This is a genomic window from Leifsonia sp. KNZ12-8B (assembly GCF_056755495.1).
In genome coordinates this window covers 17,008-30,441 of the sequence record NZ_JBPGXM010000014.1, presented here as the reverse complement: position 1 = coordinate 30,441, position 13,434 = coordinate 17,008, and the positions used below count along the sequence as shown (strand labels likewise).

The following is a 13,434-nucleotide window of genomic DNA, read 5'->3' as shown; positions in this document are numbered from 1 at the left end:
GGCAGGGCGGCGTCAGTTCTGCAGGACCGACAGCACGTTGCCCGCCGGATCGCGGAACCAGGCGATGTCGGGCCCGCGGTCCTGACTGCGGCCGCGCATCACGCCCTTCGCGTCGGTGGGCAGCTCGTCGCCGTAGATCTTCGTCGTCACCCCGCGCGCGTTGAGGTCGTCGACCGCCGCGTCGATGTCCGCCACCACCAGGTTCAGGATGGTGAAGCTCGCGGGCGTGTGATCGGGCTTGGGGTAGATGAAGACGTGCCCGCCCGCGGGGAGGGCGAGGTCGAGGTTGCCCATCGGGCCGTCGGTCACCTCCAGCCCGAGAGTGTCGCGATAGAAGGCGCGCGCCGCGTCGATGTCGTCGACGCTGAAGCCGCTGAAGATGTCGAGTGGGGTGACCATGGGGTCATGGTCGCGCGCGGCACCGGCCCGTGTCTAGACGAACTCCGGCTGGACGAAGCGCGGCTGGACGAACTGAAGCTAGACGAAGCGCAGCGACTCCTGGAGGCGGGTGCGCAGGTCGAAGACACGGTCGACGCTCTCGCGGCCGGCCGCGCTGGCCCCGTCGCGCAGGATCGACGGCAGCAGGGAGCGGCGCACGAGCAGCGAGCCCGCCAGCCTCCCGCGCTGGACCACGTCGAACGGGACCGCGAGGTCGTCGTCCGGCACGACGACGATCAGCCCGGTGAAGCGGACGCCCGCCTGGCGGCCCACGGCCTTCGCCGCACGCTGGAGCTCGCGGAACGGCTCCTCGCCCGGGTGGAGCGTCGGCCCGACGATCTCGCCCTTCGCCAGCTTGACCTCGCCGCCCCAGTCGGCCGAGCGGACGGCGAACAGGCCGGCGGGGCCGAGGACGATGTGGTCGAGCTTGTCGTCCGAGTGCGGCACGGCGACGTCGTTCCAGATGGTGAAGCCGATGCCGAGGCCGGCCACCGCGCGGGCGGTCGCCTCCTCGGCGAGCGCCTCCGCCAGCAGCCCGCGGATCTCGCGCGGAGCCGACCGCACCAGTGCGGGGTCGTAGGGGTCGTCGAGGTCGGTGCCGCGGCCCATCCACTCGCGCATGAGGGAGAGGTAGCGCTCGCGCGCGCGGCCGCCGGGGTGCCCGTAGGAGCGGGCGCGGACACCGGCGCCGCCGCTGCCGCCGCGCTGCCGGGTGGGGTGCACGGTCGCGCTGAATCCGCCGGGGCCGGCATCGCCGGAGACGGCGTCGACGACGACGCCCTCGCCGCGGTCGTAGCGGGCGCGGTCCTCGGGGTCGCCGATGAGCTCCCACGCCGCCTGGACGGCCTGGAACGCGGCGGCCGAGCCTCCGGTGTCCGGGTGGGTCTCGCGGAGCAGGCGACGGTACGCCCGGCGCAGCTCGTCGTGGCCGACGGTCGCGCTGACGCCGAGCACCTCGTAGGGGGTGGGCGAGGCGGGACTGTCGCTCATCGTGCTCTCGGGTCTGGTCGGAACAGGGGTCGAACACCGAGACTAGCGCGCGGATCCGCGAATTCGCTCGATGTGCGTGGTCGCCAGATTGCGGCCCGTTTCTGACCGCATGCGGGTGGAGAGTGGAGGGACAACCGAGAGAGAGGGACGAACATGGCCATCACCGACTGGCGCATCGAGCTCATCACGCTCCCCGTGGCCGACGTCGACCGCGCGAAGGAGTTCTACGTCGACCGGCTGGGCTGGAACGCGGATCACGACCACCGCGTCTCCCCCACGCTGCGCTTCGTGCAGGTCACGCCTCCGGGCTCCGCGTGCTCCATCGCGTTCGGCGAGGGGCTCACCGAGCGCGAGCCCGGCACGATGTCCGGCCTGCAGATCGTGATCCCGGACGCGGACGCCGCGCTCGCGCACCTGCTGGAGAACGGCATCGCGGCCGAGGGCGTCGCCGACCTGGACTGGGGACGGTTCGTGACCTTCGCTGATCCGGACGGCAACGAGTGGGCGCTCCAGCAGCTGCCGCCACGGCCGGCCGAGTGAGTCAGGCGTTCCAGACCCAGATCAGCAGGAGCGTCACCACGAAGCCGCACGCGTAGTTGATCCACAGGAAGCGCCGCCAGCCCCGGTTGGCGGCGCTCGCGCGCTCGTCGGGCACCGTGAGGTAGGGCGCGGCTGTCGCGATGTACGGCAGGGCCAGGACCGCGGCGAGCGGCCCCGGCCACGGGGTGAACAGCATCGCGACGCCGGCGAGCGCCCAGGCCGCGACCGCCAGCTGCGTGGTGCGCGCGGCGCCGAGCACGGTCGCGATCGAGGCGATGCCTCCCTCCCGGTCGGGCACCACGTCCTGCACGGCGCCGAAGGCGTGGCTGCCGACGCCCCACAGGAAGAAGGCGACGAGGATCAGCCACAGGCCCGGCGTGAAGGCCGCGCCCGCGAGCACGAGGCCGTACAGTGCCGGACTGACGAAGTGGAAGCTGGAGGTCGCCGAGTCGAGGAAGGGCACCTCCTTGAACCGCAGCCCCTTCACCGAGTAGGCGACGACCGCGAACAGGCTGAGCGCGAGCACCAGCCAGGACAGCGGCGAGCCGACGATCACCAGGTAGACGACGAACGGCACGCAGGCCACGGCGGCCGCGATGAGCGTGCGGCGGTGCATCCCGCGGTCGAGCAGTGCCCCCTCTGCGCCGCCCTTGCGCGGGTTGCGCAGGTCGGACTCGTAGTCGAAGACGTCGTTGATGCCGTACATCGCGAGGTTGTACGGGATGAGGAAGAAGAGCGTGCCGACGATCAGCGTCGCATCCACCTGCCGCGTGGTCAGCAGGTAAGCCGCAGCGAACGGGAAGGCGGTGTTGATCCAGCTGAGCGGGCGGGAGGCGAGCAGCAGCTGGCGCAGCGCGGAGGGAGGGGCGGCCTGGGCGGTCATGAGCGGGTCCTCCTCCGCCGCAGCAGCAGCCAGACCGCCGGGAGCAGCAGGAGGGCCGCGAGGGGGTACGAGAAGTCCTCGATCGGCACGAGGCCGAGCCGAGCCCCGCTGATGCGGTCGTCGGCGTAGGTCATCAGGCCGACCCCGATCATGAGGTTGTCGAAGACGGCGGTGAGGACGAGCACGACCACGGCGGCGATCGCGACGGGGAGGGTCCAGCGGCGGAGCAGCTCCCTGCGGTCCGGCGAGATCGCCAGTGCGATGCCGAGCACGATGGCGGCGACGGCGACGAAGACGACGCTCAGGAGGAGGTACGTCACCGCTCCTCCCGCCTCGCGGCCGCGCGGTCGAGCACCAGCCGGGCGCCGAAGATCAGCACGAGCGTGAGGTAGCAGAGGAAGAGGAGGAAGAAGACCTCCTCCAGGGTCAGCTCGGGCGCCAGCTCGATGCCGGTCAGCGCGGGCGACGGCCCCCGCGCGAACACGCCGAGCGCGATCCCGGCGGCGTCCCACGCCAGGAAGAACAGCACGCCGACGGCGACGGTGATCGCCGCGCGGCGCGCGTCCCGCCAGAAGACCAGGCGGAAGCGGCGGTCGAGCAGCACCATCGCGGCCAGCGCGACCAGGAGGCACGCCAGGTAGGCGACGCTCACGACACGGGCTCCCGGTGCGCGACCGGCCGCAGCGGCTCCGGCAGCGGACCGGCGGTGAGGTCGCCGCGCAGGCGCTTCACGACGAGCTCGGCGCTGATGAGGCACATGGGCAGGCCGATGCCCGGGATGGTGGAGCAGCCGGCGTAGTAGAGGTCCTCGACCCGGCGCGAGGCGTCGCCCGGCCGGAAGAACGCGCTCTGCCGCAGGGTGTGTGCGGGGCCGAGCGCGCCTCCGCGCCACGCGTTGAACGAGGAGGCGAAGTCGTCGGGGCCGACCGTGCGGCGCAGGATCACCCGGTCGGCGAGGTCGGGGATGCCCGCCCAGGAGGCGATCTGCGCGATGGCGGCGTCGGCGGTGCGCTCCACGAGCCGGTCGCCTGCGCCGTCGATGCCGCCGGCGCCGATCGACACGTCGGCGGGCACGGGCACCAGGACGAACAGGTTCTCGCAGCCGGCCGGCGCCACCGACGGGTCGGTCTCGCTCGGCTTGCAGACGTAGAGCGACGCCGGGTCGGGGATGCCGGGGTCGGCGCCGTAGATGCGCTCGAAGTTCGCCGCCCAGTCGGTGGTGAACAGGAGGTTGTGGTGCGTCAGCTGAGGCAGCCTCCCCTCGACGCCGAGCATGGCGAGCACCGCGCCGGGGCCGGGGTCGCGGCGGTCCCAGGAGCTCTCGGGGTGGCTGCGGAGCGCGGGCGGCAGCAGGTGCGTCTCGGTGAAGTGGAGGTCGGCCGCCGACACGACGACGTCGGCGGCGAGCTCGTGCCTGCTGCCGTCGGCCGTCTCGTAGGTCACGCCCGCGGCGCGCGCCCGCGCGCTCGAGAGCAGCGAGCGGCCGGACGGCGGCGCGGTGCGGATGCCCGTCACGCGGGCGCCGGTGACCAGGCGCGCTCCTGCCTGCTCGGCGAGGGCGGCGATCCGTTCGATGAGCGTCGTGAAGCCGCCGAGCGGATAGCGGACGCCGTCGTCGAGGTCGAGGTGGCTCATCAGGCTGTACATGCTCGGAGCGCGGTCGGGCGAGGTGCCGAGGAAGACCGCGGGATAGCCGAGGATCTGGCGCAGCACGACGTCGTCGACCGTGCGGGCCGCATGGCTCTCGAGCGAGCGCAGGAGCAGACGGGCCAGCGTGCCGGTCCGGCGCACGACCTCCCCGCTCAGCAGCGGCCGGTAGGAGGCGAAGGTGCCGTAGAGGAAGCGGTCGACGGCCAGGCGGTAGGTCTCCCCCGCGTCGGCCAGGTAGCGGTCGAGGGCGGCGCCGGCGCCAGGCTCGACGCTCTCGAACAGCGCCCGGTTCGCCTCCCCCGCCTGCCGCACGTCGAGCGGAGGGCGGCCGTCCTCGGCGAAGACGCGGTAGCCGGGGTCGAGGGTGACGAGGTCGAGCTGCTCGGCGGTGCTCGTGCCGAGCAGCCGGAAGAAGTGGTCGAACACCTCCGGCATGAGGTACCAGGAGGGGCCGGTGTCGAAGCGGAAGCCGTCGTGCTGCCACAGCCCGGCCCGGCCGCCGACCTCGCGGTTCTGCTCGAGCATCGTCACCGTGTGGCCCTCGCGCGCGAGGAGCGCGGCGGTGGCGAGACCGGCGATGCCGCCGCCGATGACGGCGACCGTCCGCGGCGGCGTCGTGGCCGCGCCCGCGTTCATCGCAGCATCCCGGTGCTCGCGCGCACGACGATGGTGAGCTTGGTCCGGTTCGGGACGCTGATCCTCCTGCGCAGCAGCTCGCTCGCCGGGGTGGCGCGGATGCGGTCGCTCAGCTCGGCGAACAGGCCGTGCGCGGCCGCGATGGCCCGGCGGCAGTTGTCCGGCAGCTCGGGGATGGCGTCGGCCGCCGCCGCGAGATCGCTGTCGATGTCGACCACCAGCGCCAGCTTCTGCCGCTCGGTCAGCCGCGCGGGGTCGATCCCGGGGAAGTAGCTGCGGCAGAGCTCGGCGTAGTCGACCGCGAGGTCGCGCAGGAAGTTGATCTTCTGGAAGGCGGCACCGAGCCTGCGCGCCCCCGCCTCCAGCCGGCGGCGCGTCGCGTCCGGCACCGGGCGATCGGCGAGGAACACCGCCAGGCACATCAGCCCGACGACCTCGGCCGAGCCGTAGATGTAGGCGCTCAGCTCGTCGGCGGTGAAGTCCACGGGGCTGAGGTCCCGGCGCATGGAGGCGAAGAAGGGCCGGGTGAGGTCGGTCCCGATCCCCGTCGCCCGGGCGGTGACGGCGAAGGCGTGCACGACGACGTTCGCGCTGTAGCCCGTGCGCATCGCACGCTCGGTGTCCGCTTCGAGGGCGTCGAGGAGCTCGCGCTGGTCGTCCACGCTCAGACCGGCCTGGGCGGCGGCGCCGTCGACGATCTCGTCGGCGATGCGGACCAGCGCGTAGACGTCCTCGATGCGCGGGCGGACCTCCGCTCCGAGCAGCCTGGTGGCCATCCCGAACGAGGTGGAGTACTCGCGGATGATGGTGGCGGCGCCGCCGTGCGCGGCGCGCGTGTACAGCGCGAGGTCGGTGGGAGGGGCGCTCGCGGCTGCGGCGGGCGCCTCGGGTGCGCGGGTCATACGGTCCTCCCGATGCAGCTGCGGGCGAGGTCGGAGAGCGGGGCGGCGAGCGTCGACGGCACGCCGGGGTCGTCGAGGAGCGCGAGCGCGGCCGACACGTGATCGGCGAGCAGGCCCTCGACGAACCGGCGGGCGCCGCACGCCTCCAGCGCGGCGGCGAGCGCCTCCGCGTCGTCGTCGCCGGGATCGTGGCGCTCGAGGAGGTCGGCGACGGCGGCCCAGCCGGTGGTGCTGCGGGCGTAGGCGATGAGGGTCGTCTCCTTGCCCTCCCGGAGATCGCTGAGGACGCTCTTGCCGGTGACGTCGGGGGCGCCGAACACGCCGAGAAGGTCGTCGCCGAGCTGGAAGGCGATGCCGACGAGCCGCCCGTACTCGGCGAGGCGGTCGAGGAGGTCGCCCTCCGCCCCGGCGAGGATGGCCCCGGCGAGCAGCGGGCCGGCGACGGAGTATGCGGCGGTCTTGTGCTCGGTCATGCGGAGGACATCGGCGAGCTCCGGGCTGCCGAGCCCGGTGGAGAGCCGCACGTCGGCGAGCTCGCCGGCCGCGGTGACGAAGACGGAGTGGTCGAGCACGTCGAGCAGCCGGTCGCGCATCCCGGCGGGCACGTCGAGCCGGGCGACGACCGAGGACGCGGCGTGGATGAGCAGGTCTCCGGCGAGGATGGCGGCGGATTCGCCCCACAGCCGGGCCGTCGGTCCCGCGGCACCGCGCTCGGCGGCGTCGGCTGCGAACTCGCCCGCGATGTTGGGACGACCGCGGCGTACGACGTCGCCGTCGATGACGTCGTCGTGGAGGAGGAAGGCGGTGTGCAGGAGCTCGAAGGCGACGGCTGTGTCGAGGGCGGCGTCGGCGAGCGCCGGGCCCCCCGCCTCCCCGCTCGCCCCGGAGAGCGCGCGGAACGCGGAGAGCACGAACCGGGGGCGGATGCGCTTGCCGCCGTCGGCCGCGGCGCGGGCGCTGCACCAGAGCCGGAGGTACTCGTCGCCGTAGCCGGCGGCGCGGGCGATGCGCTCGGCGAAGAAGGCGGCGATCCTGCCGTCGACGGCCGCGAGGTCGTCGACGGCCGGGATGGCGGTCGTTGCCGGGAAGGCGGGCGTGGCCGGGACCCCCGCGAGGTCGATGCGCGGCTGGAGCTGAGTCATCGTGGCCTCCGTCTCTCGCGTCGCCTGACGACATTGTCTAGCTTGGTTAGCAAATAACTTAGCATGCTTCTCACGTTTGGGAATAGGATGTGCGCATGGCCTCGAGGGACGACGCGCGCCGCATCAGCGGGGCGCTCACCGACCCCCGCGTCATCGACCCCCGGCAGGAACTCGTCCGCCACGACGACCTGAGCGAGGACGAGCTCGCGCAGGTGATGGGCGTCCTCGACGCGATGCGCGAGTGGCGCGAGGCCGAGCAGCGGCTCAGCTTCGAGTCGCGCAGCCGCATGAAGCTCAACGAGACCGACATGAAGGCGCTGCGGTACATCATCGCGTCCAGCAACGCCGACGTCGCGGTGACCGCGGGCGCGCTCGCCGAGCACCTCCACATCTCCACCGCGTCCACCACCAAGCTGCTCGACCGGCTGGAGCGCGCCGGGCACATCGTGCGCCGGCCGCACCCCACCGACCGCCGCGCCGTGACCGTCGACATCACGCCGGAGACGCACCGCGAGGTCCGCCGCACGATGGGCCGGCAGCACGCCAGGCGCTTCGAGGTGGCCAGGGCGCTGACGCCGGCGGAGCGGGAGATCGTCACCCGCTTCCTGCGCGACCTCAGCGCGACCACGCTCATCACGGCGCCCCCGGACTGACTCCGGCGCGCTGCGAGCGCTCCGCCTCCGCGACGATCCGGTTCGCCATGCCCTCGAACACGATGCCGTGGAAGGGCAGGATCGCGAACCAGTACAGCCGGCCGGAGAGCCCGCGCGGGAAGAACACCGCGCGCTGGCGGTAGCGCGACCCTCCACCCTCCGCCGGCTCGACGTGCAGCTCGAGCCAGGCGCGGCCGGGGACGAGCATCTCGGCGCGCAGGCGCAGGTCGCTCCCCCGGCGCAGCTGCTCCACCCGCCACCAGTCGAGCGCCTCCCCGGTGTGCAGGCGGTCGGCGTCGCGGCGCCCGCGCCGCAGGCCGACGCCGCCGACCAGCTTGTCGAGCCAGCCGCGCAGCGCCCAGGCCAGCGGGAAGGAGTACCAGCCGCGCTCCCCGCCGATGCCCTCGACCACGCGCCACAGGGCCTCCGGGTCGGCGCGGCTGGTCCGCTCGCGCACGTCGGTGTAGACGGTGTGCCCGGACCAGTCCGGATCGCTCGGCAGCGCGTCGCTCGGGGCGCCGGAGACCGAGGAGTTCAGCCAGCTCGTCTCGACATCCCCCGCCCGCATCTTCGCGAGCGCCAGTCGGACGGAGGCGCGGTAGCCGGTCAGGCCTCCCGCGGGCGGCGGGATCACGGCGTCGATGTCGTGCTCGCGCACCACGCAGTCGTACTGCAGCGACTCGATGATCGGCACGGCGAGGCTGCGCGGGATCGGGGTGACGAGGTTCACCCATTGCGACGCGAGCCACGGCGTGAACACGGGGAGGGAGGCGATGGGCCGCTGGGGCAGGCCCGCCTCCACCGCGTAGCCGTTCATCATCTGGCCGTAGCGCAGGATGTCGGGGCCGCCGATGTCGAAGGCGCGCGAGACCTCCGCGGGCAGCTCGGCGGCCTCCAGGAGGTAGTGCAGCACGTCGCGCACCGCGATCGGCTGGATGCGGTTGCGCACCCAGCGCGGCGCCGGCATGTACGGCAGCACCTCGGTGAGGTGCCGGATCATCTCGAACGACGCGGACCCCGAGCCGATAACGACGCCCGCCTGCAGCACCACGGTCGGGACGCCGGAGGCCAGGAGCACGCGGCCGACCTCCACCCGCGAGCGGAGATGCTGCGACAGCGGACCGTCCGGGTGCAGGGCCCCGAGGTAGACGATGCGCGAGACGCCCGCGGCGGCCGACGCGTCGGCCACGGCCCGCGCAGCCGCCGCCTCCTCCTGCTCGAAGTCGCCGCGGGCGCGCATCGAGTGCACGAGGTAGTAGACGACGTCCATGCCAGCCACCGCACGCGCGACGGCCTCCGCGTCGCCGAGGTCGCCCTCCACCACCTCCACCCGGTCCGCCCACGGCACGTCGGCGAGCTTCTGCGGCGAGCGCGCGAGCACGCGCACGGTGTGCCCCCTGGCGAGCAGCCGGGGGACCAGCCGGCCGCCGATGTAGCCGGTGGCGCCGGTGACGAGGATGCGGCGGGCGGTCATGCGCCGACCATACGCCTGGCGTACGGCGCGTGGCTTCCCGGAATACCCGTCGGCTCAGGCCGTCCCGTACGCTGAGAGGCATGGGCAAGCTCGTTTACGGAGGGACAACGGAGATCGGCTTCGACGACCGTGTCCTTGCGCACCTGCAGATCGTCATCGGCCTCAAGCTGCGTCGCAAGGAGGGGTTCTTCTTCTCGTGGCGCGACGAGCAGAGCGTCGGCGATGGCCGCAGCGCCATCTGGATCGACCCCGCCGTTCCGCTGCTGTTCCGCTACAGCGGCGGACGGCCTCCGCGCATCAACCGGGAATGGCTGGAGCAGCTGACGATCTCGTCGAACAGCGCGCAGGGCCTCCAGCTCACCGAGGAGATCGGGGCGGTCGGCGCCGACGAGGTCCAGGCCGACACGCCGCCCGGGCGCTAAGGCCGGGCCGAGAGGCCGGGCCGACCTCCCGCAGACGACGAAGAACCCCGCGCTCGTGGAGCGCGGGGTTCTTCGTGGTCCAGGCGGCTCGGCCGCTCAGCGGAGGCGGCCGCTCAGCGCAGGCGGCCGCTCAGCGGAGGTACTCGAGCAGCTCGGGGCAGCGCAGGCGCTTGAGGCTGCGGGTCTCCAGCTGGCGGACCCGCTCGCGGGTGATGCCGTAGACCTCGCCGACCTCGTCGAGCGTCATCGGCTTCTGCCCGTCGAGGCCGAAGCGCATCCGGATGACCTTGGCGTCGCGCGGCGGCAGCTCGCGGAGGCGCTCCTCCAGGTCGCGGTGACGGAACTCCACCTCGACGGTCTCGGAGGGGCCGGGGGCGTCGCCGTCCTCGATCAGGTCGCCGAGCTCCGCGCCCTCGTTCTCGCCGACCGGCACGGCCAGCGACACGGTCTCGGAGTCGCTCATCTGCAGCTTGTGCACCTCGTGCGGCTCGAGGTTGGCCGCCTCAGCCATCTCCTCGAGGGTGGGCGTGCGGCCCAACTCGCCGCCCAGGTCGCGGCGGATGCGGTCCAGCTTGTCGATCTTCTCGACGGTGTGGACGGGGATGCGGATCAGGCGCGCGGTGTCGGCGATGCCGCGGAGGATCGACTGGCGGATCCACCAGGTGGCGTACGTCGAGAACTTGTTGCCGGTGCGGTAGTCGAACTTCTCGACCGCGCGCACCAGACCGAGGTTGCCCTCCTGGATCAGGTCCATCACCGGGAGGCCGCGGCCGGCGTAGCGCTTGGCGATGCTGACCACCAGGCGGAGGTTCGCCTCGATGAAGCGCTCGAAGGCGCGCTTGCCGTCGTCGGCGAGGTACTGCAGCTCACGCTTCTCCCGCGGGGTGAGTCCCGGCCGCTTCGCGAGCCGCTCGCCGGCGAGCACGCCGACCTCGATGCGCTTCGCCAGCGCCACTTCTTCGTCCGCCGTCAGCAGGCGGGTCCGTCCGATCGAGTTGAGGTAGTCCCGTACGGGGTCACTGGTCACTTCGAGCACAGTCATCGTTGCATCCCATTCAGCTCGTCTGTCGGTGCGATCCGCCACCGCGAACGGTGGGGTCGTTAGCCAAGGTAAGCAAGGGGCCCACTGCCCCAACAAGGGGTTGACAGGCGCTGCTGGAGTGCGCTAGCCGGACATCGCTGCGCTTTCTGCGCGGTTTGTCAAGGTGCTCCCGGAGCATTCGAGGCACTCGTACAGTCCCGAAACGTGAGTGCGCAGACATCCGACCCCCGGGCGGGGTCACTGAAGACCATCCGGACGACGATCCCGGCGAGGCTCGACCGCCTCCCCTGGTCCCGGTTCCATTGGCTCGTCGTGCTGGGGCTCGGCACCGTGTGGATCCTCGACGGGCTCGAGGTCACCATCGTCGGAGCCATCGGCAGCCGGCTCACCGAGCCGGACTCCGGCCTCGGCCTGACCACCGCGGAGGTCGGTCTCGCCGCCGCGATCTACGTCGCCGGCGCGTGCGTCGGCTCCCTCGTGTTCGGGTATCTGACCGACCGGTTCGGCCGGAAGAAGCTGTTCATCCTGACGCTGGGCCTCTACCTCGTCGCGACCGTGCTGACCGCGTTCTCGTTCACGCCGTGGATGTTCTACCTGTTCCGGTTCTTCACCGGCGCGGGCATCGGCGGCGAATACGCGGCCATCAACTCGGCGATCGACGAACTGATCCCGGCGCGGCGCCGCGGCCTCGTCGACCTCGCGATCAACGGTTCGTACTGGCTGGGGACGGCCTTCGGCGCCATCCTCACCGTCTTCCTGCTCAACGAGGACCTGTTCGCACCGGACATCGGATGGCGCATCGCGTTCGGCCTGGGCGCGGTGCTGGGCCTCGTGATCCTCCTGGTCCGCCGCAACGTGCCGGAGTCCCCGCGCTGGATGTTCATCCACGGCCGCGACGAGGAGGCCGAGAAGGAGGTCGCCGAGATCGAGGAGGGCGTCGAGAAGGACACGGGCACCGCCCTCGATCCGGTCCCCGACGACAAGGGCATCGAGATCCACCAGCGCCGGTCGACCGGCTTCGGCGAGATCGTCCGCGTCGCGGTGACGCAGTACCCGAAGCGGTTCGTGCTCGGACTGTCGCTGTTCATCGGCCAGGCGTTCCTGTACAACGCGGTGTTCTTCACGTACTCGCTGGTGCTCACCAAGCTGCTGGGCGTTCCGGACGACGTCGCACCGTGGGCGCTCGTACCGATCGCGATCGGCAACTTCCTCGGCCCGTTCCTGCTCGGCCATCTGTTCGACACCGTCGGTCGCCGGTTCATGATCACGCTGTCGTACGTCGGCTCCGGCGTGCTGCTGGTCGGCACCGCCATCCTGTTCGACATGGGCGCGCTGGACGCGTTCTGGCTCACCGCCTGCTGGATGGTCGTGTTCTTCTTCGCGTCCGCCGGCGCCAGCTCCGCGTACCTGACCGTGAGCGAGATCTTCCCGATGGAGACGCGCGCCATGGCGATCGCGTTCTTCTACGCGGTCGGCACCGGCATCGGCGGCATCATCGGCCCGATCCTGTTCGGGCACCTGATCGAGGGCGGCATCCACTCGGTCGTCCTCGGCTACTACCTCGGCGCCGGCCTCATGATCGCCGCCGGGCTGGTGGAGCTGTTCCTCGGCGTGGATGCGGAGGGCAAGTCGCTGGAGGACATCGCCTCCCCCCTCTCTGCCCAGACCCCGGCGCAGAAACCGGCGACGAAGTCCTGAGCTGACTGCGCTTCGCGCGATCGAGTCGGCGTGCAAGAGCTCCAGGAGCGCAGGCTCGGGGGCACGGCCTCCTGACACGTCGATGATCTCGCCCTGGCGGTAGCGGTCGAAGATGCGCGGATCGATGTAGCTGTTGCGCGCGATCGCCGGGGTGTTGCCCAGGGCCGCCGCCGCCTCGTTCACCGCCGCGCTGATGCGCTTCTTGCGCTGCGAGTCCGAGCCGCCTGGGCCCAGCTCGGCGAGCGCCTTCGCGGCGACGATCGTGCCGTGCAGGGTGCGGAAGTCCTTCGCGGTGAACTCGCCCCGGGTCTGCCGCCGGATGTACTCGTTCAGCGACGCCGGGCGGATGGTGTGCCAGGTGCCGTCCTTCCACGACAGCAGGCGCGAGCGCTGACCGCGCAGGGCGACGATCGACGAGAGCAGCTCGGCGAGGTCGGCGTCGCTGATCGTGCTGGCCCACTTCTGCGCCGACTTGGCGGGGAAGGTCAGCGTGATGTCGTCGCCGTCGATGCGCACGTGCCGGCACAGCAGCGTGGTCAGCCCGCGGCTGCCGTTGGCGTGCAGGTACTCCTCGCTGCCGATCCGGATGCTGCCGAGGTCGATGATGCGGAACGCGGCGGCGAGGATGCGGTCGCGCCCGAACCCCTCCTCGCGGAGGTCCATCGTCACCTTGCGGCGCGCCGACGGCAGGGTCTCGGCCAGCTGCGCCGCGCGCTCGAACTTGAGGCGGTCCTGATGCAGCCGCCAGGTGTCGTGGTAGCGGTACTGCCGGCGACCGGCCTGATCGGTCCCGACCGCCTGGATGTGGCCGCGCGCGTCTGGCGAGATCCACACGTCCTGCCAGGCAGGAGGGATGACCAGCGAGCGGATGCGCTCCAGCTCGCGCTCGTCCACGATCCGGTTGCCCGCCTCGTCCTCGTAGACCGGCCCGGAGTCGGTCATCCTCCGGTGGTAGCCGGGGCCG

At 72.1% G+C, this 13,434-nt stretch carries 14 protein-coding genes and 1 pseudogene; 4 read left to right on the top strand and 11 right to left on the bottom strand.

All coding sequences use genetic code 11. The features are described from left to right. Positions 1–12: 12 nt before the first annotated feature. Both ACR9ZG_RS03915 and ACR9ZG_RS03910 read right to left on the bottom strand, forming a co-directional pair. Entirely contained in the window at positions 13–399 is a 387-nt protein-coding gene (locus ACR9ZG_RS03915; RefSeq protein WP_481283514.1) for a VOC family protein, read from the bottom strand. Positions 400–477: 78 nt separating this feature from the next. Further along, complete coding sequence (locus tag ACR9ZG_RS03910) at positions 478–1,428, bottom strand: DnaJ domain-containing protein (protein WP_481283513.1); 951 nt, start codon at positions 1,426–1,428, stop codon at positions 478–480. A gap of 153 nt (positions 1,429–1,581) precedes the next feature. Here ACR9ZG_RS03910 and ACR9ZG_RS03905 point away from each other — a divergent pair, with 153 nt between their 5' ends. Beyond that, positions 1,582–1,968, top strand: coding sequence for a VOC family protein (locus ACR9ZG_RS03905; RefSeq protein ID WP_481283512.1), 387 nt, complete (start codon positions 1,582–1,584; stop codon positions 1,966–1,968). A gap of 1 nt (position 1,969) precedes the next feature. Here the strand turns inward: ACR9ZG_RS03905 and ACR9ZG_RS03900 are convergent, their stop codons facing one another. Genes ACR9ZG_RS03900 through ACR9ZG_RS03875 form a run of 6 tightly spaced genes read right to left on the bottom strand, consistent with a single transcriptional unit; the run spans position 1,970 to position 7,181 of the window. Then, the gene (locus ACR9ZG_RS03900; protein WP_481283511.1) at positions 1,970–2,851 is read right to left on the bottom strand and encodes a prenyltransferase; all 882 of its coding nucleotides are present in this window, start codon (positions 2,849–2,851) and stop codon (positions 1,970–1,972) included. Continuing rightward, positions 2,848–3,171: a lycopene cyclase domain-containing protein gene (locus ACR9ZG_RS03895; protein WP_481283510.1), complete on the bottom strand. Its 324-nt coding sequence runs from the start codon at positions 3,169–3,171 to the stop codon at positions 2,848–2,850. Before ACR9ZG_RS03895 ends, ACR9ZG_RS03900 begins: the two co-directional genes overlap by 4 nt. Beyond that, a complete protein-coding gene (locus ACR9ZG_RS03890) occupies positions 3,168–3,503 on the bottom strand; it encodes a lycopene cyclase domain-containing protein (protein ID WP_481283509.1) in 336 nt (111 codons plus the stop codon). Before ACR9ZG_RS03890 ends, ACR9ZG_RS03895 begins: the two co-directional genes overlap by 4 nt. Beyond that, a complete protein-coding gene (gene crtI / locus ACR9ZG_RS03885; RefSeq protein ID WP_481283508.1) occupies positions 3,500–5,137 on the bottom strand; it encodes a phytoene desaturase family protein in 1,638 nt (545 codons plus the stop codon). The genes ACR9ZG_RS03890 and crtI overlap by 4 nt, the downstream gene beginning before the upstream one ends. Further along, complete coding sequence (locus ACR9ZG_RS03880; protein WP_481283507.1) at positions 5,134–6,039, bottom strand: phytoene/squalene synthase family protein; 906 nt, start codon at positions 6,037–6,039, stop codon at positions 5,134–5,136. Before ACR9ZG_RS03880 ends, crtI begins: the two co-directional genes overlap by 4 nt. Further along, entirely contained in the window at positions 6,036–7,181 is a 1,146-nt protein-coding gene (locus ACR9ZG_RS03875) for a polyprenyl synthetase family protein (RefSeq protein WP_481283506.1), read from the bottom strand. The genes ACR9ZG_RS03880 and ACR9ZG_RS03875 overlap by 4 nt, the downstream gene beginning before the upstream one ends. A 95-nt stretch (positions 7,182–7,276) precedes the next feature. Here ACR9ZG_RS03875 and ACR9ZG_RS03870 point away from each other — a divergent pair, with 95 nt between their 5' ends. Beyond that, on the top strand, positions 7,277–7,834 hold the full coding sequence (locus ACR9ZG_RS03870; RefSeq protein ID WP_481283505.1) for a MarR family transcriptional regulator: 558 nt from the start codon (positions 7,277–7,279) through the stop codon (positions 7,832–7,834). Here the strand turns inward: ACR9ZG_RS03870 and ACR9ZG_RS03865 are convergent. Continuing rightward, positions 7,815–9,308, bottom strand: coding sequence for an SDR family oxidoreductase (locus tag ACR9ZG_RS03865; RefSeq protein ID WP_481283504.1), 1,494 nt, complete (start codon positions 9,306–9,308; stop codon positions 7,815–7,817). The two genes, ACR9ZG_RS03870 and ACR9ZG_RS03865, sit on opposite strands and share 20 nt — an antisense overlap. A gap of 80 nt (positions 9,309–9,388) precedes the next feature. On the opposite strand from ACR9ZG_RS03865, the gene ACR9ZG_RS03860 reads away from it, so the two are divergent. Next, entirely contained in the window at positions 9,389–9,730 is a 342-nt protein-coding gene (locus tag ACR9ZG_RS03860; RefSeq protein WP_481283503.1) for a DUF7882 family protein, read from the top strand. 130 nt (positions 9,731–9,860) lie between these two features. Here ACR9ZG_RS03860 and ACR9ZG_RS03855 read toward each other — a convergent pair whose 3' ends face one another. After that, positions 9,861–10,772 carry a sigma-70 family RNA polymerase sigma factor gene (locus tag ACR9ZG_RS03855; RefSeq protein ID WP_481283502.1) on the bottom strand — a complete coding sequence of 304 codons (912 nt, stop codon included), beginning with the start codon at positions 10,770–10,772 and terminating at the stop codon, positions 9,861–9,863. Between the two features lie 261 nt (positions 10,773–11,033). Here ACR9ZG_RS03855 and ACR9ZG_RS03850 point away from each other — a divergent pair, with 261 nt between their 5' ends. After that, positions 11,034–12,470: an MFS transporter gene (locus ACR9ZG_RS03850; RefSeq protein WP_481283532.1), complete on the top strand. Its 1,437-nt coding sequence runs from the start codon at positions 11,034–11,036 to the stop codon at positions 12,468–12,470. Between the two features lie 33 nt (positions 12,471–12,503). On the opposite strand, the pseudogene ACR9ZG_RS03845 reads toward ACR9ZG_RS03850, so the two are convergent. Further along, positions 12,504–13,412: pseudogene (locus ACR9ZG_RS03845) on the bottom strand (DNA topoisomerase IB); the annotation flags it as partial. Between the last annotated feature and the right edge of the window lie 22 nt (positions 13,413–13,434).

Excerpts from the sequence above, each read along its gene's own strand:
- ACR9ZG_RS03915 (WP_481283514.1), bottom strand. The coding sequence starts at position 399 with ATGGTCACCCCACTCGACATCTTCAGCGGCTTCAGCGTCGACGACATC.
- ACR9ZG_RS03910 (WP_481283513.1), bottom strand. The coding sequence starts at position 1,428 with ATGAGCGACAGTCCCGCCTCGCCCACCCCCTACGAGGTGCTCGGCGTC.
- ACR9ZG_RS03905 (WP_481283512.1), top strand. The coding sequence starts at position 1,582 with ATGGCCATCACCGACTGGCGCATCGAGCTCATCACGCTCCCCGTGGCC.
- ACR9ZG_RS03900 (WP_481283511.1), bottom strand. The coding sequence starts at position 2,851 with ATGACCGCCCAGGCCGCCCCTCCCTCCGCGCTGCGCCAGCTGCTGCTC.
- crtI (WP_481283508.1), bottom strand. The coding sequence starts at position 5,137 with ATGAACGCGGGCGCGGCCACGACGCCGCCGCGGACGGTCGCCGTCATC.
- ACR9ZG_RS03880 (WP_481283507.1), bottom strand. The coding sequence starts at position 6,039 with ATGACCCGCGCACCCGAGGCGCCCGCCGCAGCCGCGAGCGCCCCTCCC.
- ACR9ZG_RS03875 (WP_481283506.1), bottom strand. The coding sequence starts at position 7,181 with ATGACTCAGCTCCAGCCGCGCATCGACCTCGCGGGGGTCCCGGCCACG.
- ACR9ZG_RS03870 (WP_481283505.1), top strand. The coding sequence starts at position 7,277 with ATGGCCTCGAGGGACGACGCGCGCCGCATCAGCGGGGCGCTCACCGAC.
- ACR9ZG_RS03865 (WP_481283504.1), bottom strand. The coding sequence starts at position 9,308 with ATGACCGCCCGCCGCATCCTCGTCACCGGCGCCACCGGCTACATCGGC.
- ACR9ZG_RS03860 (WP_481283503.1), top strand. The coding sequence starts at position 9,389 with ATGGGCAAGCTCGTTTACGGAGGGACAACGGAGATCGGCTTCGACGAC.
- ACR9ZG_RS03855 (WP_481283502.1), bottom strand. The coding sequence starts at position 10,772 with ATGACTGTGCTCGAAGTGACCAGTGACCCCGTACGGGACTACCTCAAC.